The organism is Pseudonocardia parietis, from assembly GCF_017876315.1.
In the GTDB taxonomy this organism is placed as follows: Bacteria; Actinomycetota; Actinomycetes; order Mycobacteriales; family Pseudonocardiaceae; genus Pseudonocardia; species Pseudonocardia parietis.
Window position 1 is genome coordinate 4,959,699 of the sequence record NZ_JAGINU010000001.1, and the last position, 19,491, is coordinate 4,979,189.

Genomic DNA, 19,491 nt, shown 5'->3' on the forward strand with positions numbered 1-19,491 from the left:
TGGGTGATCGGGCTGGGTGATCGGGCTGGGTGATCGCCGACCCCGGGGTCGCCGACCGGCGTTGAGGTGGCGCCCGCCCGGGCCGCCCGAGCCGGTGATCACCCGTTGGGGAGCGCAGCGTGCGCGACGCGTACGCCACACTCCACAACGCGCGATCACACGGGCTCGGTAGCCGCTGAGCCCGGGCGCGGAGTGCCCACCGTGCGCCTGTTCGCCGAGTCGAGTCGAGCCGAGCCGAGCCGACCCGACCCATGATCACCCGTTGAGGAGCGCAGCGTGCGCGACGCGTACGCCACACTCCTCAACGGGTGATCACCCGGGCCGGCGCCACCCCGGCCGGCGCGCAACACGCCTCCCCGCGCCGGGCGACGCGCCGCGGCGATGGCAGGCCCGCGATGACGGGGCGGCGGGTCAGACCCGCAGGATCCGCAGCACGACCGTGGCGATCTCCTCGGCGACCCGCTCGGCGGGGCCGCCGGGCAGCACGACGTGGCTGACGACCAGGCGGGTGGCGGTGCCGGCGGCGAGCTCCACGTCGTCGTCGGGCAGGTCCGGCCGGACCCGGCGCAGGTAGTCGGCGGCCCGCTCGGCGGCGGCCGCCACGATCGGCCCGGACCGGTCCCCGAACGCCGACGGCGCCCCGGTCAGCAGCGCTTTGACCAGCGGGTTCGCCGCGGCCTCGGTGAGTGCTGCACCGGCCGCGGCGACCCATGCGGCGTGCAGGTCACCCTCCCCGTCGAGGGCCGTCACGATCCGGTCGAGGAAGTCGTCGGTGGCCCGCAGCACGAGTGCGGCGGCCAGCCCGTCCCGATCGCCGAACTCGCTGTAGAGGGTCTGCCGGCTGACCCCGACCCGGCGGGCGAGCTCGGGCATCGAGAGCCGGTCCCCGGTGACGGCGAGGCGTTCGGCGACGTCGAGCACCTCGGTGCGCAGGTCGTCCCGCGCCCGCCGGGCCATCGTGCGTCGCTCCACCGCGACATCGTGCCACGGCTCGTCAAGCATCTGGACAGTTTTGCCTGAGTTGTCTAGCTTGGCGGTCGAGACATCGTGGTCGACGACGAGGAGGCACACCCCGTGAGCCTGGTACAGCACGCCCGTGAACGCTGGTCGTCGGTACTGACCCTGCCCGCCCCGGAGCAGGTCGACCGGGCGCTGCTGGCCGGCTCGGTCAACGGCCGTCATCCCGCGTCGTTCGGCCCGGCGCCGCAGGACCTGCGCGAGATCCCCGGCGACGCCGGTCTGCCCTTCCTCGGTCACGCACTGTCCTACGTCCGGTTCGGGCACCGGTTCACCCGCGCCCGCAGCGAGGCGCTCGGCCCGGTGTGGTGGATGCGGTCCCCGCTCGGGCGCGCGGTCGTCGTGACCGGCCCGGCCGCCTCCCGCGAGGTGCTGACCAACCGGGACAAGGCGTTCTCCCAGGAGGGCTGGCGCGCGACGGTCGACGCGTTCTTCCACCGCGGCCTGATGCTGCTCGACTTCGACGAGCACCGCGCGCACCGGCGGATCATGCAGGAGGCGTTCACCGCGGACCGGATCTCCAGCTACGTCGCGGCCACCACGCCGGTGGTGCGCGAGGTCATACCCACCTGGGGATCGGAGCTGCGGCTGTACCCGGCACTCAAGCGGCTCACCCTGGACGTCGCACAGGCGGTGTTCATGGACGCCCGGTCCGGCCCCGAGGCCGAGGCGGTGAACCGGGCCTTCGTGGACTGCGTGCGCGCGGCGAACGCCTTCGTCCGGAAGGACCTCCCGGGCACCCGGTGGCGGCGCGGTCTGCGCGGCCGGGTCGTGCTGGAGGACTGGTTCCGCTCCAACCTGGCCGCCAAGCGGGCCGGGGACGGGACCGACCTGTTCTCCGCGCTGTGCCATGCGCGCACCGAGGACGGCGAGCAGTTCTCCGACGACGACGTCGTCAACCACATGATCTTCCTGATGATGGCCGCGCACGACACCACGACCACCACCGTGGCGGCGGCCGCCTACCACCTGGCCCGCAACCCGGAGTGGCAGGAGCGCTGCCGCGCCGAGTCCGACGCGCTCGGCGACGACGTTCCCGACGTCGCCGCCCTGCGCTCGCTGACCTCACTGGACCTGGTGGTCCGGGAGGCGCTGCGGATGGACGCACCGGTGCCGGTCGTGATGCGGACGGCGATCAAGGACACGACGGTCGCCGGACACCACGTTCCCGCCCGGACCCGCGTCATCGTCGCGCAGGCGGTGAACCACTACGACCGCTCGTGCTGGAGCGACCCCGAGCGCTTCGATCCCGAACGGTTCGGCCCGGACCGGCGCGAGGACCGCTCCGACCGGGACGCGTGGATCCCGTTCGGCGGCGGCGTGCACAAGTGCATCGGGCTGCACTTCGGCACCCTCGAGGTCACCGCGATCCTGCACGAGATGCTGCGCCGGTACTCCTGGACCGTCGATCCCGCCTACCGGCTGCGCTGGGACAACACCTCGCTCCCGGTCCCGGTCGGCGGGATCCCGGTGCGGCTCACGCCGCGCTGAGCGGCCCGGCCGGTGATCAGGTGGACCAGGCCATGCCCCCGTCCACCTTGATCGTCGCACCGTTCGTGTAGCCGGCGTCCGGGCCGGTCAGGTAGAGGATCGCGCCGACGACCTCGGCCGCCTCGCCGACCCGGGCGGCCGGGACGTCGGTGTCGATGCGGGCGCGGAACTCGTCGGTCCAGTGGTCGGCGATGTCGGTGCGGATCGGCCCGGGCATCACCGTGTTGACCCGCACCGACGGCGCGTACGCCCGGGCCAGCCCCACGGTGAGCGCGTTCAGCCCGGCCTTCGCCATCGCGTAGGGCAGCTCGTCCGGGTTCGGCACGACGGCGGCGACCGACGAGACGTTCACGATCGCCCCACCCCCGGCCGCGGCCATGAGCTCCCCGCAGCGGGCACCGAGCCGGTAGGCGCCGCGCAGGTTCACCGCGATGACCTTGTCGAACAGCTCCTCGGTGACCTCGGTGAGCGAGCCGTACAGCGGCGACATGCCGGCGTTGTTGACCAGCACGTCCACCCGGCCGAACTCCTCGAGCACCCGGTCGACCAGCGCGTCGCAGTCGGCCCAGCGCCCGACGTGGCAGCCGGCGCCGAGCGCACGCGTGCCGAACTCGGCGGTCAGCTCCGCGGCCAGCGCCGTGCACGCCTCGGCCTTGCGGCTGGCGACGACGACGGTGTCCCCCCGCTCCGCGAACGCCCGGCACGCCTCCCGGCCGATGCCCCGGCTCCCGCCGGTGACGACGACAACCCTGTGATCGTGTCCCATCCGGCTGACGTTAGTCGGCGTCCCCGCTCTTCCACTGCCGGTCCTTGCGGTCCTCGGCCTCGGTCCGCTCGCGCGCGATCTCGAGGGCACGCGCGGCCGTCTCCCGGTCCGGGTAGGGCCCGAGCCGGTCCGCGGAACGGCAGCCGTCCTTCGTCTCCACCGTGTTGTGCTTGAGGCAGTAGAACCATTGCTCGTCGCTCATGCGTCCACCCTGGCACCGACGCCGCTCGCGTGCCGCCCCGCCGCGCCACGGCCGCCGATGGCAGGCTGTGACCATGGCGCTGGTGCTCGGGGTGGACTCGTCCACCCAGTCCTGCAAGGTCGTCGTCCGCGATGCCGACACCGGTGAGCTCGTCCGCTCCGGGCGGGCGGCGCATCCCGACGGCACCGAGATCGACCCGCAGCTCTGGTGGTCAGCACTGCAGGAGGCCCTCGACGACGCCGGCGGGCTCGACGGCGTCGACGCGGTGTCGGTCGCGGGTCAGCAGCACGGGATGGTCTGCCTGGACTCCTCCGGCGCGGTGGTCCGCGACGCGCTGCTGTGGAACGACACCCGTTCCGCACCGGCCGCCGCCGAGCTGGTCCGCGAGCTGGGGGCCGACGGCTGGGCGGGCGCGACCGGTGTCGTCCCGGTCGCCTCGATCACGCTCACGAAGCTGCGCTGGCTCGCCTCGCACGAGCCGGAGCACGCCGGGCGCACGGCCGCGGTCTGCCTGCCGCACGACTGGCTGACCTGGAAGCTGCGCGGGGCGTCCGGGTTGGACGAGCTGGTCACCGACCGGTCCGACGCGTCGGGCACCGGCTACTTCGACGGCGACGACTACCGCCTCGACCTGCTGGAACACGGTTTCGGCCGGACCGCGGCGCTGCCCAGGGTGCTCGGGCCCGCCGAGTCCGTGGAGAGGCCGGGCGGGATCGTCGTCGGCGCCGGGGCCGGGGACAACGCCGCCGCCGGGCTGGGGGTCGACGCCGGTGACGACGTCGTCGTCTCGCTGGGCACCTCCGGCACGGTGTTCGCGCGGGCACCGCGCCGCGCGCAGGACGCCTCCGGGATCGTCGCGGGATTCTCCGACGCCACCGGCGCCTACCTGCCGCTGGTCGCCACGCTGAACGCCTCCCGGGTGCTCGACGCGACCCGCCGGCTGCTCGGTGTGGACCACGAGGAGCTGGGCCGGCTGGCGCTCGCGGCCGAGGCGGGTGCGGGCGGGCTGGTCGTCGTCCCGTACCTGGAGGGCGAGCGGACGCCGAACCTGCCCGACGCGACCGGGTCGCTGCACGGGTGGACGCTGGCGTCCGGAACCAGGGAGAACATGGCCCGGGCCGCGGTCGAGGGCATGCTCTACGCCCAGCGGGTCGGTCTGGAGGCGTTGCGTGAGCAGGGCGTCGCCGTCTCCGGGGTGACGCTGGTCGGTGGTGCCGCCCGCTCCGAGGCGGTCTGCCGGATCGCCGCCCAGGTGTTCGAGGTGCCGGTGCGGGTGCCCGAGCCCGGTGAGTACGTCGCCGACGGCGCCGCCCGCCAGGCGGCGTGGGCGCTGCTCGGCGGCGACACTCCCCCGTCCTGGGCCCCGGCCACGGAACCGGACCGCTACGAGGCCGACCCCGCACCGCACACCTGGGAGCGGTACCGGGAGGCCGCCGACAAGTTCCTGGAGCGCGCGTGACCACCGAGCAGACCGGCCCCCGGCCGCTGCTGGTCCTCGGCAAGATCACCGACATCCTGGACGCCTTCACCCTGCAGCGCCCGGTGCTCAGCCTGGGCGAGATCCAGCACGCGACCGGGCTCCCGACCTCCACCGTGCAGCGGCTGGTGTCCAACATGGTCGCCGAGGGGATGCTGGACCGGGTCGGCGACCGGGTGCGCATCGGGGTGCGGATGGCCTACTGGGCCGGCGCCGCCGCCCGGGGCGCCGACCTGCTGGAGCTGGCCGGGCCGGTGCTGCGCGAGCTGCGCGACACCACCGGTGAGACGGCGGCGCTGTTCCGCGCCGAGAAGCGTTTCCGGGTCTGCGTCGCGGTGGCCGAGACCCGGCACGCGCTGCGCCGGGAGATGCACGTCGGAAAGATCATCCCGCTGCACACCGGCTCGGCGGGCAGGGTGCTGCTCGCCTGGGACACCGCCCTGACCGACGAGCTGCTGGCCGAGCCGCTGGAGACGATCACCGACTACACGGTCACCGATCCGGAGCGGCTCCGGACCCTGGTCGCCGAGACCCGCCGGACCGGTTTCGCGATCACCGCGGCCGAGCGCGACGACGGTGGGTCCGGCCTGTCCGCACCGGTCTTCGACCACTCGGGCGCGGTGACCGCGGCGCTGACGATCAGCGGGCCGACGATCCGGCTCACCCGGGACCTGTGCGAGGAGCACGTGGACCTGCTGGTCAGCGCGGCCGAGCGGCTGACCCGGACACTGGGCGGGCGCCCACCGGGCTGACCGCGTACGACGTCGCGGGTCAGTCGTCTGCGGCGCTCGTGTCCACGAGCCGGAGCTCCTCCGCCCGCCCGTCGCTCATGGTCAGCAGGCGGTCGGCGTAGCCGGCGATCCGCTGCCGGTCGTGGGTGACGACGACCAGGGCGGTGCCGTTGTCGGCGAGCTCGCGCAGGAGCGTGGTGATCGCCGCGGCGGTGACGACGTCGAGGCTCGCGGTCGGCTCGTCGGCGACGAGCAGGCCGGGCCGGGCGGCCAGCGCCCGAGCGATCGCGACCCGTTGCGCCTGCCCCACCGACAGGGTCGCCGGGCGCCGGTCCGGGTCGATCCCGGCGAGCCCGACCCGGGCCAGCATGCTCGCCGCGGCCTGCCGGGCGTCGGCCCGCCGCACTCGCTCCCCGCGCGCACGCAGCGGTTCGGTCAGCGTGCGCCACAACGGCCACCTCCGGTCCAGTGAGGCGACCGGGTCCTGGAAGACGGGCATCACGAAACCGGGACGGGAACGTCCGCCGTCGCCGATGACGACGCTGCCGGCGTCCGGCCGTTCCATCCCGGCCAGCAGCCGGGCCAGGGTGGACTTCCCGGACCCGGACCGGCCGACGACCCCGAGCACCTCACCGGCACGGAGGGTGACCGACGCGCCGTCCACCGCGGTGACGTCGCCGTAGCGCCGGACCAGGTCGCGGGCCCGGAGCAGGATCGGGCCGGGCGTGCCGGTGGACGTGCGGCGCAGGGCCGGCGCGTGCGCGTCGAGCAACTCGTGGGTGGACGGGGCGCAGGGCGCGGACAGCAGGGTCGCGGCCGGTCCGCGCTCGGCGACCCGGCCGTCGGCCAGCACCAGGACGTGGTCGGCGTGCCGCGCCACCAGCGTCAGATCGTGGCTGACCAGCAGCAGTGCCCCGCTGCGTTCTCGGACCAGGCGCAGCACGTCGTCGGCGAGCTCGGCGTCGAGTGCGCTACTGGGTTCGTCGGCCAGGGTCAGCGGCGGGCTGTGCGCGGTCCCGGCGACGATCGTCGCGCGCTGCAGCATCCCACCGGACCAGGTGTGCGGGTGGCCCGCGGCACGGCGCGCGGCGTCGTCGATCCCGACGCCGCCCAGGTCCGCGGCGATCCGGCCGGGCGGCGGGGTGAGCCGGTGCGTCCACCATGCCTCGGCGACGTGGTGCCCGACCGTCCGCAACGGATCGCAGGCGGCGTACGGGTCCTGCGGGACGTAGCCGATCGCGCGGCCACGCAGCTCGCGCAGCTGCGGTTCGGGCAGGCCGAGGAGCTCGCGGCCGTCGAGCCGGATGCTGCCGGTGACCGTCGTCCCCGGTGGGAGCAGACCGAGCACCGCCCGGACCAGTGTGGTCTTGCCGCTACCGGAGCGGCCGACGACGGCCCAGCGCTCACCGGCCGGGACCTCCAGGTCGACGCCGTCGAGGGCGGTGTACCCGTCGGCGTAGGTGACGGTCAGGTCCCGGACCGACAGCGCCGGCGCGGTTCGGGTGGCGGTCACCGGCGGTACTCCGGGTCCGTGACATCGCGCAGGGCGTCCCCGACCAGGGTGGCCGCGGCGACGGCCAGCACCAGACCGACACCCGGCCCGATCAGCTGCCAGGGCGCATGGGCGAACGTCTCGCGACCGGCGGCCAGCATCGTGCCCCACTCGGCGGTCGGCGGCTGTGCCCCCAGACCGAGGAACGACAGCCCACCCAGCGCCAGCACCGCCTCCCCCAGTCCCAGGGTCGCGGCGACCGACACCTGCGCCGTGACGCCGGGCAGGACGTGCCCCAGCACAGCGCGCACCGGGCCGACCCCGGCCATCCGGGCGGCGACGACGTCCGGTCGCTGCCACGCGCCCTGCGCGGCGCTGCGCGCGATCCGGGCCAGGCCCGCCCAGCTGGTCACCGCCATCGCGAGGACCAGGTTCGCGAAGCCGGGGCCCAGCACACCGACGACGGCGAGGGTGAGCACGAGTGTGGGCAGGCCGAGGAGTACGTCGGTGATCCGGGTCAGCACGGTGTCCACCGCCCCGCCGACCGCACCGGCGATCGTTCCCACGACCAGCCCGATCAGCGCCGAGAGCGCCATCACCACGACGGCCGCGCCGAGCGAGCTGCGCGCCCCGGCGACGCTGCGGGCGAGCAGGTCGCGCCCGGCCTGGTCGGTGCCGAGCAGGTTCCGGGCCGAGGGCGGGGCGAGCTGGCGGGTGTAGTCGGGCAGGTCGGGATCGGGCAGCAACCACGGCCCGGCGGCCGCGGCGAGGAGCAGCACCGCGGCGAACGCGAACCCGGCCCGCGCGGCCGGCCGCGCCGCCAGCGCCCGCCACACCCCCCGGTCGACCGGCCGGTACCCGGGTGCGGCGGACCGGGTGAGGATGCCCGCCCCGGTCATCGCGGCTCCCGCAGCCGCGGGTCGATCCAGGCGCACAGCAGATCGATCACCAGGCTCGCCACCACGTAGGCGACGACCGCGATCAGGGTGAACCCGACGATCACCGGCATGTCCCGGGCACTGATCGCCTCCACGGTGAACCGGCCGATCCCGGGCCAGGTGAAGACGCTCTCCACGATCGCGGCGCCGCCGATCAGCGACGCGGTGCCGAGCCCCACCATGGTCAGGAACGGGGCGATCGCGTTCGGCAACTGGTGCACCAGCAGCTGCCGGGTCCGGCTCGCGCCGCGCGCCGCGGCCACCCGCAGGTACGCCGCGGAGCCGGCCTCCAGCAGGCTCGTCCGCAGGACCCGCGACCAGGTGGCGACCGAGCCGAGTGCCAGCACCAGCGCCGGTAGGAACACCGTCGCCCAGGTGCCGTCGGCGATCACCCGGCCGAGGCCGGCCCGCACGACGAGGACGTCGAGCAGCACCACGCCCAGCACGAAGCTCGGCACCACCAGGAACGCCAGCGCGATCGCCCGGCACAGCGTGTCCGGCAGGCGACGCGCACCGAGCGCGGCGACCGTGCCGAGCAGCAGGGCGAGCCCGACGGCCAGGGCGAGCGCGGCGGCGGTGAGCCGCACGGTCGCGGGCAGCCGATCGGTGAACTCTGCGCTGACCGGTCGCCCGGTCCGCCAGGAGACCCCGAGGTCACCGCGCACCGCGTCCCCGGCCCACCGTCCGAAACGGACCGGCAGCGGGTCGTCGAGGCGCAGCTCGGCGCGGACCTCGGCGACCGCCGCAGGCGACGGCTCCTGGATGCCGCGGGCCGTGAGCACCCGCTGGGCGGGATCGCCCGGTGTCACGGCGAGCATGCCGAACACCAGGGCGCCGGCCGCCGCCAGGGTGATCGCCGCCTGGCCGAGGCGGCGGAGGACGGTGATCACCGGTCAGCCGGTCGGTACGGTGTCGTGTCCGACCCAGAGGTTCGAGCCCTCGATCTCGTAGCCGCGCCAGTGCGGCGCGGTGATCACGCCGGGCTTGCGCAGCCCGATGTAGGCGAGGTGGCCGCGGTCGGCGATCCGGTGCTGGATGCGGCGCAGCAGGTCGTCGCGGGCGGTGGTGTCGAGTTCGACGGCGACCCGGTCGATCAGGGCGTCGAGCTCCGGATCGGCGATGCCGCCGTGGTTGCGCTCGCCGCCGCTGCGGACGTAGCGGTTCAGCGGGCCCACGTAGTCGCCTCCGTAGGAGATGAACCCGTTCCCGGCGATCCCGGCGTCCCACCCGGTGTCCGGCTCCATGGCGTCGTCGAGGTCGGGAACCTGGCGGATGTCGACGCCGACGCCGAGCTCGGCCAGCTGCGCCTGCAGCGCGAGGGCGATGACGTCGGAGTCCGGCTGCTGCGGGTAGGTCAGCACGGAGATGCGCAGCTCGGCGCCGTCGCGCGTACGGGGGCCGTCGCCGTCGCGGGCCCAGCCGGCCTCGTCGAGCAGTCGCTCGGCCGCCGCGACGTCGGTGACCTGGGTCTTCTCCGCCCACGGGCGGGACTCGGCGTAGAGGCCGGTGGCGGGCAGGTACAGCCCGTTCATGACGTCCTCGGCGATCGCCCGGTAGTCGACGGCGGCGTACACGGCGCGCCGGACCCGCTCGTCGTCGAACGGGGTCTCGTGCTGGTTGAGGACGAGCTGGAACGTCGGCCCGGTGGGTTCGCCGGTGACGTAGAAGGCGTCGTCGCGGCCCTGAAGGGTCGGCGCGGTCGAGGTCGAGGGGTACAGCGCGATGTCGGCCTCACCGGCCTGCACCGCCTGGACCCGGGCCGATGCCTCGGGGACGAACTTGACGGTCAGGTCCGACAGCGCGGGCGAACCGTCCCGGTGGTCGGCGCGCGGGGACAGCCGGGCGGACGCCCCGTCGAGCGAGTCGACGACGAAGGGGCCGGTGTAGATGCCGGCTCCGAGCAGGGCGGACACCGGAGCCCCGGACTCGCGGTGCGCCCGGTAGGCCGCGACGTCGTACACCGGGATCATCGCCTCGTCGGCGAGGATCGCCGGGACGCCGGGTGTGGGCCGCGAGGTCGAGAGCGTGACCTCGAGCGGGCCGGTCGCGGCCGCGGTCGCGCCGGGCAGCGCATCGGCGAGCGTGGCGTTCTCGGCGAGCTGGAACGTGATCAGCTCGGCCAGCGCGGCGCCGTCGAGAGCGCGGCCGTTGACGAAGGAGGCGCCCTCGGGCAGCGTCAGCCGCCAGGTCGTCGGGCCGGTGGAGGCGAGATCCTCCAACACCCACGGCGTCGGCTCACCGGACCGCTCGGGACGCATGAGGAGCTCGACGTAGCCGAACTCCGGCCCCCAGAAACCGTTCTCCAGCGGATCGAGGTCGTCGATCGTGAACCCGGTGGCGAGCGTCAGGGTGGGTGGCCCGTCGCCGCCGGCGTCACCGCCCCCGGTCGTCTGCACACACCCACCGGTCAGTACGACGGCGGCCACGGCCGCGACCAGCCGGACCACGGTACGACGGGAGCTCACGAACCCTCCTCCTGGTCGGTCGGAGTACCGCGACAGACCGCGCGAGCGACCTGCACGACGAACCAATCGAGGATTGATCATATCTTCAATTGTCGCTTCGGGAACCGCGGCGTCCGCGATGTCCTCGGGCGCCGTCGCAGTGGAGCGGTGGATCAGCCGCGGGAACGCGCGGCCTCGATGTGGGCGCGCACACCGGCCTTCAGGTCGTAGCGCCGGTCGTAGCCGATGAGCTCGGCGAGGGCCTGGCCGCTGACCTGCGAGACCAGTCCCGCGACGTCGCGCTCACCATCGGAGGTGACCTCGATGCGCGCCTCCGGGACGATCTCCCGCACCAGCGCGGCGAGCTCCCGCATGGTCGTCGCGTCGCCGCCGGTGTTGAAGAAGTGGCGATCGGTGAACGCGGCGGCGTCGATCTCCGCCAGCCGCACGAGCTGCTCCGCGACATCGTCGACGTGCACCAGGCTGATCCGCGCGTCGCCCCGGTCGACGGTGACGGTCTCGCCCACCGCCGCCTTCTCGATCACCCCGGACAGCCAGCCCGACACGCCGCGGACGCCGCCGGGGCCGTAGACGGGGCTCGGCCGGATCCCGACCCCGAGCAGGCCGTGGGTCGTGCGGTACACCTCGGCGAGGCGCTCGAGGTACTGCTTGCCCGCGCCGTAGAGCGGCATCCCCGGCGCGAGGTGGGTGGCCGCGTCCTCGGTGAGGGGGAGCTCGTCGGGCGCGTACATGTCGTCGGAGCCGTACACGGCGACCGAGCTCGCGAGCACCACCCGGTGCACTCCGAACAGCCGCGCCGCCTCCAGCACCGTCGCGGTGCCCTGCACGTTGAGCTGGGTCGCGGCGTACGGCCGCCGGTTCGTGGCCTCGCCGAGGCTGTACGCCAGGTGCACGATCACGTCCGCACCCGCGACCGCGTCCCCGACGTCGCCGAACGACATGACGTCGCCGCGGACGACATCGACGTCGCCCTCACTCGGCGACGTGGCCGGGTCGGGCGCCACGTCGAGCAGCCGGACGGAGTGTCCGCGCCCCGCCAGGAGCCGTCCGGTGGTGCCCCCGATGATGCCGGTGCCCCCGGTGATCAGGACCTGCATGTCTCCTCCTCGAGTTCCGAGCCGTGGTGCGGTCAGGCCGCCATGTCCTGTTGGAGCTGTCCGGCGTAGTCGCGGAAGTCGACCTCGAGCCGGTACCGCCGGGAACCGACGAAGCTCTTCTCGACCCAGCGGCGGTGGGTCGAGATCTCCTCGGCCATCGCCCCCTTGCCCGGCAGCGCGACCTCGCCGGTCAGCGCGCGGGCGATCCACCGCCCCTGGATCTCGACCAGCGGGATGGTCGGCCCGACCGGCTGCACGAGCCCGGCGAAGTACAGCCCGGGGGCGTCCGGGTGCAGCATCCGGCGGTAGAGCCGCCCGCCGCCCTCGGCCCCGGTCACGAGGTCCTCGGGCAGGAAGGGGAACGACGCGTCGTACCCGGTCGCGTAGATCACCACGTCGGAGTCGACGGTGGTGCCGTCGGTGAACCGCACCCGATCACCGTCGAGCGCGGCGATGTCGGGGCGCATCCGGATCCAGTCGTAGGCCACGTACTGCAGCAGCTCCTGGCCGATGGTCGCGTGCTCGCGGTGGATCGGGTGCTGTGGCCGGGGCACCCCGAACCGCTCCTGCGGGCCGACCGCGACGCGGGCGAGCAGCTTGACGAGGTTGCGGGCGAGCGGGGTCGGCAGCTTCAGGGTCCGCATGAAGAACCCCGACCAGCGGTCCGTCGGCACCCCGAACAGGTACTTGGGCAGGATCCAGGCACTGCGCCGGGTCGACAGGTGGACCTGGCCGGCGACGCGGGCGAGATCGACGGCGATGTCGCACCCCGAGTTGCCCATGCCGACCACGACCACGGACTTCCCGCTGAACGGCTCCGGGGTCCGGTACTCGTGGGAGTGCAGCTCCTGGCCGTCGAAGGTCCCGGGGAAGCTCGGACGGCGAGGCACGCTGAGGTGGCCGTTCGCCACGACCACGGCGTCGTACTCGCCGCTGCCCCTGTCGGTGGCGACCGTCCAGCGATCGCCCACCTGCTCGACGCCGGTGACCTCCGTCGAGGTGCGCACCCGGCCGGCCACGTCGAACTCGGCGGCGTAGCGCTCGAGGTACTCGAGCACCTGCCTCGCCCGCAGGTACGCCGGCCAGCCGCCCGGCACCGGGAAGTCCGGATAGGCGAGGCTGCGGGAGCTGGTGTCGATCTGCAGCGAGCGGTAGGCGGACGACGTCCCGCTGTCGTTGTCGTAACGCCACAGACCGCCGAGAGCGGACCCCTTCTCGAACCAGTCGAAGTCCACACCCTGCTGGGCCAGGCTCTTGGCCACGGTGACCCCGGAGGCGCCGGCGCCCACGATGCACGCTTTCATCTCTACCCGCTTCTGTTTCTCGTACCGGAGAAGTCTCGAGGTTCAGGCCGAAATACCATTCATCAGCAGATTCCAGAAACGATCGGCCACCTCGTCCGCCGACAGCGGGCCACTGCGCCGGAACCACTGGTAGGTCCAGTTCATCAACGACAGCGCCGCAATACTCGTCAGTTCCGGGTCGAGATCGCCGAACTCGCCCGCCTCGACACCCGCCTCGAGCACGGCCGTGACCATCCCCCGGTACCGGGTGCGTTGCGCCGCCACCGACGTCCGGGCGTCCAGCGGCAGCTCGCGGGCACTCTCGAAGAAGATCCGTAGATAGCCCGGATGGGACTCCATCAGGCCGATGACGTCGTGCATCATGGCCCGCAACTGCTCGCGCGGGGCCGGCCGACCCGCTTCGAGCCGTTCCTCCTGGCGCCCGATCACCACGGACATCAACGTCTCGTGCAACTCGACGAGAATGTCGTCCTTGCTGCGGAAGTAGTGGTACAGCGAGGGCTTGCGGAGACCGGCGCGATCGGCGATGGACTGCATCGACGTCTCGTGATAACCACGCCGATCGAAGAGTTCCGCGGCGACCTCGATGATCTGCGCGCGCCGCGTGTTACCCGATCCACCCTCGCCGACCACGGCCGAACCATAGCAGCAGATCTGTCGACCGACCGGACGGTAGGAACCGTTCGGACGCTCGCGCTAAGCCTGCTGCTCCCGGCCACCCCGCGACAGCTCGTCGCCCTGGTCGCCGCTGTGGCCCGACAGGAGTGTCGCGGCGATCTCCCCGGCCAGCTCGACCGCCACCGTGGGCACGCCCGCGGCAGCGAGGTGGCGCCGCACGAGCGCGAGCGGCGCGTCCACGACGGCCATGAGGATGCGGGCACGATCCGCGGCGGGGAACCGCCCGATGAACTGCGTCAGCGCATCGTTCAGGCGCACGTCGAGCTCGTCCGCCTCGGCGAGGATCGCCGGTGCGCAGTCGTCGGCGACGAGGTCCGCGCGACCGTACCGGGCCAGCACCGTCGCGGCCTGCGGGTTCCGCGCGCTCCACTCCACCACGTGGCGCGCCGCGGCGACACCGGCCGCGACGGGGTCGCCGGCGGTGTCGTCATCAGTCGTCAGGAACGGCAGGAAACCGTCCTGGAAGTCGCGGACGGGACTGAGCCACGCGGCGGCGAGCAGGTCCCGGCGCGTGGCGAAGCGGTGGTACACCGATCCGCTCGGTGCGCCGACCGCGCGGGCGACGGCGGTCGCGCCGGCGGCATCGGGGCCGCCCGAAGCGACCAGCCGGATGGCGGCTTCCACGAGCTGCTCGGAGGCGAACTTGACGGGCATCGGCACGAAGTAGAGACTACCCTCCACAATCGAACTAGAGACTACCATCTAGATCCTGGGAGGGCGAAGTGCGAGTCCACGACGTGCACAGCCGGGTACTGCCGGTCGATCTCGATGCGGCGGGTGCGCTCATCGACACTCTCGCCGGGCCCGACGATCGCTTGTGGCCGCACGAGCGGTGGCCGGCGATGCGGCTCGACCGGCCCCTGCGCGTCGGTGCGCGTGGTGGGCACGGGCCGATCGGCTACCGGGTCGAGGAGTACGTGCCCGGCCGTCGGGTGCGGTTCGCGTTCCTGCGCCCGAAGGGGTTGCACGGCTACCACGAGTGGGAGGTCGAGCCCCGCGGTGCCGACACGGTGCTGCGCCACGTCCTGGCGGCCGACACCGTCGGCGTGACCGTACTGAGCTGGCCGTTGCTGTGGCGGCCGCTGCATGACGCACTCATCGACGACGGACTGGAGAAGGCCGGTGTCGAGTCGGGTGCCGGCTGTTCGCGGACTCCGTGGTCGCGGTGGGTGCGCACGCTGCGCTGGACCGTCGAGCGTGCCGGCATTGCCGGCTCCCCACCCCGGCTCACCGCGATCTGAGCTGAGAGAGCCGCACGAGGGGCACACCAGGGCTGCCCGGCCATGATCGAACAGCTCTGATGTGCCCCTCGCGGCACGTGATCAGGCCCGTGGGCCCGCCGTCCACGGGAATGCGGTGGCCGTGGAGCGCACGCCCTGGGCGGCGCGGGACCGGTTCGGCTCCCCCAGCTCCGCGAGCAGGTCCTCCGACTCGGAGACGAGGTCCGCCAGCACCTCCGGCGTCAACCAGCCGGGGCGCAGCGCGAACAGCAGGTCCTCGCTGGCGGTGTTCCCGCTGGCCCCCGGCGCGAACGGGCAGCCGCCCAGCCCGCCGAGCGCCCCGTCGAGCAAGGTCGCGCCACCCGCGACGGCGGCGAGCGCGTTCGCCACGCCCTGGCCCCAGGTGTCGTGCCCGTGGAAGGCGACCCGGCGGTCACCGGCCACCCCGGCCACGCGCGCGACCAGCGAGCCGACCTCGGACGGGATCGCCTGCCCGAGCGTGTCGCAGACGACGACGTCGCACGAGCCCGCCGTGCGCGGGTCGGCCACGATCTCGACGACGCGATCCGGATCGACCGGGCCGTCGAACGGGCAGCTGAACGCGGTCGCCAGGCAGAGCTGGATCCGGCCGCCCGCCTCCCGGGCGATCGCGACCGCGTCCGGCATCGCGTCCAGCGACACCGCGGTGTCACGGCCGATGTTGGCGTTGTTGTGGGCGTCGGAGACCGAGAAGCAGTACTGGACGTTGCGCGCCCCGGCGGCGACGGCCTTCTGCACGTGGCGCGGGGTCGCGACCCACACCCAGCAGCGCTCCAGCTCCTCGGGGGTGAGCGCGGCGACGACGTCGAGGGTGTCCGCCAGCGGCGGCACCAGGTCCCCGCGGGCCAGCGACCCGATCTCCAGCTCCGGCACGCCCGCGGCCAGCAGCGAGCGCACGAGCGCGATCTTGCGCTCGGTGGACAACGGCTTGCCGGTGAGCTGCAGGCCGTCCCGCAGCGTCACGTCCCTCAGTTGCACGTCCATTCAGGACTCCTCTCCGGCCGCGGCGCGGATCCGGTCGTCGGGATACCCGAGCAGCCCGCCCAGGACGTCGGCGGTGTCCGCGCCCAGGTCGGGCCCGACGTGCCGGATCGGCACCGAGGTGCCGTCCAGCACGGGCACGACGCCCGGGAAACCGACCCGGGTGGGCTCGGTGCCGCCGGCGTCGACGTCGAAGTACTGGACCATGTTGCGGGCCCGGAGCTGCTCGTCGGCGACGATGTCGGCCGCGGCGTGGATCGGCCCGGCCGGCACGCCCGCCTCCTCCAGGAGGGCGAGCACCTCGTCGCGGGGCAGCGACCGCGTCCACGCCTCGATCGCCGCGTCGAGCTCGTCGCGGCGCTGCCAGCGGCCGGCGTTCGACGCGAGATCGGGCTCCGTCCCCAGCTCCGGACGCCCGATGACCTGCATGAACCGGCCGTAGATCGAGTCCCCGTTGCCGGCGATGACGACGCTGCCGCCGTCGCCGCACTCGTAGGCGTTGGACGGGGCGATGCCCTCCATCCGGCCGCCGACGCGGCGCCGCTCCACCCCGTAGGCCAGGTGATCGGGTACCAGCGACTCCATCACCGAGAACACCGCCTCGTTCAGCGCGATGTCCATCGAGCGCCGGTCGAGCGGCGGCCGGTCGGTGCTCGACTCGCGCTGGAAGAGGCCCATCACCGCGGAGAAGGCGCCGTAGAGCCCGGCGATCGAGTCGCCGATCGACACCCCGGTCCGCGACGGCGGCCGGTCCTCCTCCCCGACCAGCGCGCGCAGTCCGCCCATCGCCTCGGCGACGGCGGCGAAGCCGGGCCGCGCCGACAGCGGGCCGGTCTGCCCGAACGCGGAGATCCGGACGAGCACGACGTCGGGGTTGGCGGCGTCGAGCTCGCCCGGGCCGAGACCCCACTTCTCCAGCGTGCCCGGGCGGAAGTTCTCCAGCACGACGTCCGACCGGCGGGTGAGATCGAGGACGGCCTCCCGACCGGCGTCGGAGCGCATGTCGAGCGTGATCGAGCGCTTGTTGCGGTTGAGCGTCCGGTAGAGCATCGAGGTGTCGCCCGCGTAGAGCCGCCAGTTGCGCAGCTCGTCACCGGTGCGCGGTCGCTCGACCTTGACCACGTCGGCACCGAAGTCGGCCAGCAGACGGCCCGCGGTCGGCGCCGCGATGTAGTTCCCCAGCTCCAATACCCGGACGCCGGACAGCGGCAGATCGGACACGGGTCGCCCCTTTCAGTCAGAAGACGAGAGACAGCGGCAGGATCAGCAGGATCGCGACGACCGAGGCGACCGACACACCCACCGAACAGGTCTTGAGCGTCCCGCGCACGGACTGGCCGAGCAGCGACTGCAGCAGCCAGAACGTGTTGCTGGTGACGTGCACCGCGAACAGCGCGCCCGCCCCCGCGGCCAGCGCGATCAGCACCGGGGCCAGCCCGATCACCGGCGCGACCGGGGCCAGCACGCCGGCCGCGGTGATCGCGGAGATCGTCACCGAGCCGATCGCGACGTGCAGCACGGCGGCGATCACCCACACCATCAGCAGCGGCGCGGCGGTGTTCGCGGAGAAGTACCGGCCGAGGATCTCGCCGAGACCGGCGTTCGCGATCGTGGTGGCGAGCGAGCCGCCGACACCGGTGAGGATCAGGATCTGACCGCTCTCCCGGAAGCCGTCACCGACCGCGCCCTCGACGACCTCACGGCCGAGCGACAGCCCGACGACGGCGGTCGTGCCCACCAGCCCGATGAGCAGCGCGATCACCGGCTCGCCGAGGAACACCAGCACGGGGTGGACGACACCGGCGGCGTCGAGCACGGCGCCTGCGGCGATGAGCAGCAGGCCGACCAGCAGCGGAGCGAAGAGCAGCGACAACGGCAGCTCGCGGCGCGGGCCCGCGCCGGAGGCATCGGCGACGACGGTGGCCGCCCCGGCCGGCTCCGGTACGCGGGCGGCACCGTCGGTCCCGTCTCCTGCGGCGTTCCCGGCAGGTGCCTCGCCGTCCGCCGCAGCCGTGCCGGCGCCGGACGACCGGTCGTCGTCCTGGCCGGCGGGCCCGGCGTCCATCCCGGCCCAGGTCGGCTCCTGCTCGTCCTTGGCCGGGTCCCACCAGCCGCGCCGGAACAGGAACGTCATGATCGCCGTCGCGATCAGCACGGTCGGGACGACCACGACCAGGCCGGCGATCAGCATCTGCCCCATCGGCACGCCGAGCACGCCGGCCAGCGCGACCGCGCCGACCCCGGGGACCATGAAGACGATCCCGCACTCCAGCCCGATGGCGAGCGCGGTCGCCATCCGCGGCAGACCCCGGTCCCCGATCCGGGGCGCGATCCGCCGGGCCAGTGGCGCGGAGATGACCAGCAGGACGTCCACGAAGATCGACTGCAGCGCGGTCCCGACCGTGACGGCCGTGGCATAGGGCATCCCCCGCGGGCCGCACGCGTGCAGCAGCGTCGCCACCAGCCGTTCGATCGCACCGGCCCGGTGCAGCATCGCGCCGGTCAGCACTCCGAAGGCGATGAGCAGGCCGACGTCGGCCAGGATGTCGCCGAAGCCGCCGGTGACGGCGTCCACGGTGCCCTCGACGCCCAGGCCGGCGGTGAGCCCGAGGTAGACGGCGCCGAGTACCAGCGCGATCACCGGGTTCAGCTTGAACCTGACGATCAGCACGACGGTGGCGATCACCGCCACGGCCGTGTTCACCAGGATCACGGTCTCCGACACGTTGCGCCCCCACTCCGACTACGGTGTCGCTTCACATACTGAACATATACCCACCATGCGAGCCGCTTCAGTGCCCCCCGCAACTGTCCGCGGCGAAGACGAGCAGCGACCCACCGTCGTCCGGCGTGACGGTGAGCCGCGCGGGCTCCCCACCACCCGGGACGGCGGCGACGACGAACGCGGTCGCCCGCTTGCTCTCGGCCAGTGCGTGCGGGTCGCAGCGGGTGGCCGTCACCTCGACCGGCAGGACGGCGTCGGACGCCGCCGGTGCGAGCGTCAGCGGGAGCGTGTGCCCGGCGGCCGGGCGCAGGCCGAAGATCGTCGTCCCACCGAGCTCGGTGACCGTCACCGGCTCGTCGCCCGCCCGGCGGTGCAGGCGGAGCGTGCCGAGCAGCCGTTCCCCGGTGCGTGTCCAGACCGGGTCGAACGTGACGGCGGCGCGGTCCCGTACCGCCCGCTCCGCACACTCGGCGCGTTGCAGCGCGCCGACTGCGCCGTACTCGTCGGCCAGCACGACCACGGACTCCACACCGCCCGCGGTGACCAGCGCCGTGCTCCCCGCCGGTTCGGCGGAGCAGTCCGGGGCGCCGAGCGGCACCCGGACGTCGGAGGTCGTGCCCGCGCCGAGGACGACCCCGGGTGTGACCGGCGGCGACGGGGCGAACCCGGCCGGGCGCAGCTCCAGCCGGTCGACCGTCACCGGCGCCCCGGCACGCAACCGCACGGTCAGCACCCGGGCGGCGACATCGGAGCGGTACTGCACGACCGTCCCGGAGAGCCCGGCACCGGCCGGCTCGCCCGCGCAGCCCGCCACCGCGGCGAGCAGCACGAGCAGGACCGGTGCGAGCCGCATCGATCCAGCCTATGC

19 protein-coding genes are annotated in these 19,491 nt (G+C 73.7%); 4 read left to right on the plus strand and 15 right to left on the minus strand.

Annotated features, from left to right (window positions below; genetic code table 11):
- Window positions 1-411 precede the first annotated feature (411 nt).
- Window positions 412-972, minus strand: coding sequence for a TetR/AcrR family transcriptional regulator (locus tag JOF36_RS23265; RefSeq protein WP_210030763.1), 561 nt, complete (start codon window positions 970-972; stop codon window positions 412-414).
- 102 nt (window positions 973-1,074) lie between these two features.
- Here JOF36_RS23265 and JOF36_RS23270 point away from each other — a divergent pair, with 102 nt between their 5' ends.
- Window positions 1,075-2,508, plus strand: a complete 1,434-nt coding sequence (locus JOF36_RS23270; RefSeq protein WP_210030765.1) for a cytochrome P450 — start codon at window positions 1,075-1,077, stop codon at window positions 2,506-2,508.
- A gap of 16 nt (window positions 2,509-2,524) precedes the next feature.
- Here the strand turns inward: JOF36_RS23270 and JOF36_RS23275 are convergent, their stop codons facing one another.
- Both JOF36_RS23275 and JOF36_RS23280 read right to left on the minus strand, forming a co-directional pair.
- Complete coding sequence (locus JOF36_RS23275) at window positions 2,525-3,274, minus strand: SDR family NAD(P)-dependent oxidoreductase (RefSeq protein WP_210030767.1); 750 nt, start codon at window positions 3,272-3,274, stop codon at window positions 2,525-2,527.
- Window positions 3,275-3,284: 10 nt separating this feature from the next.
- Window positions 3,285-3,476 (minus strand): hypothetical protein, encoded by a 192-nt coding sequence (locus JOF36_RS23280; protein WP_210030769.1) that lies wholly within the window; start codon window positions 3,474-3,476, stop codon window positions 3,285-3,287.
- Window positions 3,477-3,549: 73 nt separating this feature from the next.
- Here JOF36_RS23280 and xylB point away from each other — a divergent pair, with 73 nt between their 5' ends.
- The gene (gene xylB, locus JOF36_RS23285; RefSeq protein ID WP_210030770.1) at window positions 3,550-4,935 is read left to right on the plus strand and encodes a xylulokinase; all 1,386 of its coding nucleotides are present in this window, start codon (window positions 3,550-3,552) and stop codon (window positions 4,933-4,935) included.
- Complete coding sequence (locus JOF36_RS23290) at window positions 4,932-5,705, plus strand: IclR family transcriptional regulator (RefSeq protein WP_210030772.1); 774 nt, start codon at window positions 4,932-4,934, stop codon at window positions 5,703-5,705. Before xylB ends, JOF36_RS23290 begins: the two co-directional genes overlap by 4 nt.
- A 19-nt stretch (window positions 5,706-5,724) precedes the next feature.
- Here JOF36_RS23290 and JOF36_RS23295 read toward each other — a convergent pair whose 3' ends face one another.
- The 8 genes from JOF36_RS23295 to JOF36_RS23330 form a co-directional block, all read right to left on the minus strand.
- Complete coding sequence (locus tag JOF36_RS23295; protein WP_210030777.1) at window positions 5,725-7,197, minus strand: ABC transporter ATP-binding protein; 1,473 nt, start codon at window positions 7,195-7,197, stop codon at window positions 5,725-5,727.
- Window positions 7,194-8,075, minus strand: coding sequence for an ABC transporter permease (locus JOF36_RS23300; protein ID WP_245350953.1), 882 nt, complete (start codon window positions 8,073-8,075; stop codon window positions 7,194-7,196). The genes JOF36_RS23295 and JOF36_RS23300 overlap by 4 nt, the downstream gene beginning before the upstream one ends.
- On the minus strand, window positions 8,072-9,004 hold the full coding sequence (locus JOF36_RS23305) for an ABC transporter permease (RefSeq protein ID WP_210030778.1): 933 nt from the start codon (window positions 9,002-9,004) through the stop codon (window positions 8,072-8,074). Before JOF36_RS23305 ends, JOF36_RS23300 begins: the two co-directional genes overlap by 4 nt.
- Window positions 9,005-9,007: 3 nt before the next feature.
- Entirely contained in the window at window positions 9,008-10,579 is a 1,572-nt protein-coding gene (locus JOF36_RS23310; RefSeq protein ID WP_210030779.1) for an ABC transporter substrate-binding protein, read from the minus strand.
- Window positions 10,580-10,731: 152 nt separating this feature from the next.
- The gene (locus tag JOF36_RS23315; RefSeq protein WP_210030780.1) at window positions 10,732-11,676 is read right to left on the minus strand and encodes an NAD-dependent epimerase/dehydratase family protein; all 945 of its coding nucleotides are present in this window, start codon (window positions 11,674-11,676) and stop codon (window positions 10,732-10,734) included.
- A 32-nt stretch (window positions 11,677-11,708) separates the two neighbouring features.
- The gene (locus tag JOF36_RS23320; RefSeq protein WP_210030781.1) at window positions 11,709-12,980 is read right to left on the minus strand and encodes a flavin-containing monooxygenase; all 1,272 of its coding nucleotides are present in this window, start codon (window positions 12,978-12,980) and stop codon (window positions 11,709-11,711) included.
- 42 nt (window positions 12,981-13,022) lie between these two features.
- Window positions 13,023-13,613, minus strand: a complete 591-nt coding sequence (locus JOF36_RS23325) for a TetR/AcrR family transcriptional regulator (RefSeq protein WP_210030782.1) — start codon at window positions 13,611-13,613, stop codon at window positions 13,023-13,025.
- Between the two features lie 63 nt (window positions 13,614-13,676).
- On the minus strand, window positions 13,677-14,360 hold the full coding sequence (locus JOF36_RS23330) for a TetR family transcriptional regulator (protein ID WP_210030783.1): 684 nt from the start codon (window positions 14,358-14,360) through the stop codon (window positions 13,677-13,679).
- Window positions 14,361-14,380: 20 nt separating this feature from the next.
- Here JOF36_RS23330 and JOF36_RS23335 point away from each other — a divergent pair, with 20 nt between their 5' ends.
- Window positions 14,381-14,899, plus strand: coding sequence for an SRPBCC family protein (locus JOF36_RS23335; protein ID WP_210030784.1), 519 nt, complete (start codon window positions 14,381-14,383; stop codon window positions 14,897-14,899).
- Between the two features lie 81 nt (window positions 14,900-14,980).
- On the opposite strand, the gene JOF36_RS23340 is transcribed toward JOF36_RS23335, so the two are convergent.
- From JOF36_RS23340 to JOF36_RS23355, 4 genes are all read right to left on the minus strand, one after another.
- Window positions 14,981-15,901, minus strand: a complete 921-nt coding sequence (locus tag JOF36_RS23340) for a hydroxymethylglutaryl-CoA lyase-like TIM-barrel protein (RefSeq protein ID WP_210030785.1) — start codon at window positions 15,899-15,901, stop codon at window positions 14,981-14,983.
- A complete protein-coding gene (locus JOF36_RS23345; protein ID WP_210030788.1) occupies window positions 15,902-17,119 on the minus strand; it encodes a CaiB/BaiF CoA transferase family protein in 1,218 nt (405 codons plus the stop codon). It abuts the gene before it with no gap.
- A 16-nt stretch (window positions 17,120-17,135) separates the two neighbouring features.
- Complete coding sequence (locus tag JOF36_RS23350; protein WP_307862551.1) at window positions 17,136-18,602, minus strand: GntP family permease; 1,467 nt, start codon at window positions 18,600-18,602, stop codon at window positions 17,136-17,138.
- Between the two features lie 88 nt (window positions 18,603-18,690).
- Window positions 18,691-19,476, minus strand: coding sequence for a hypothetical protein (locus JOF36_RS23355; RefSeq protein WP_210030790.1), 786 nt, complete (start codon window positions 19,474-19,476; stop codon window positions 18,691-18,693).
- Between the last annotated feature and the right edge of the window lie 15 nt (window positions 19,477-19,491).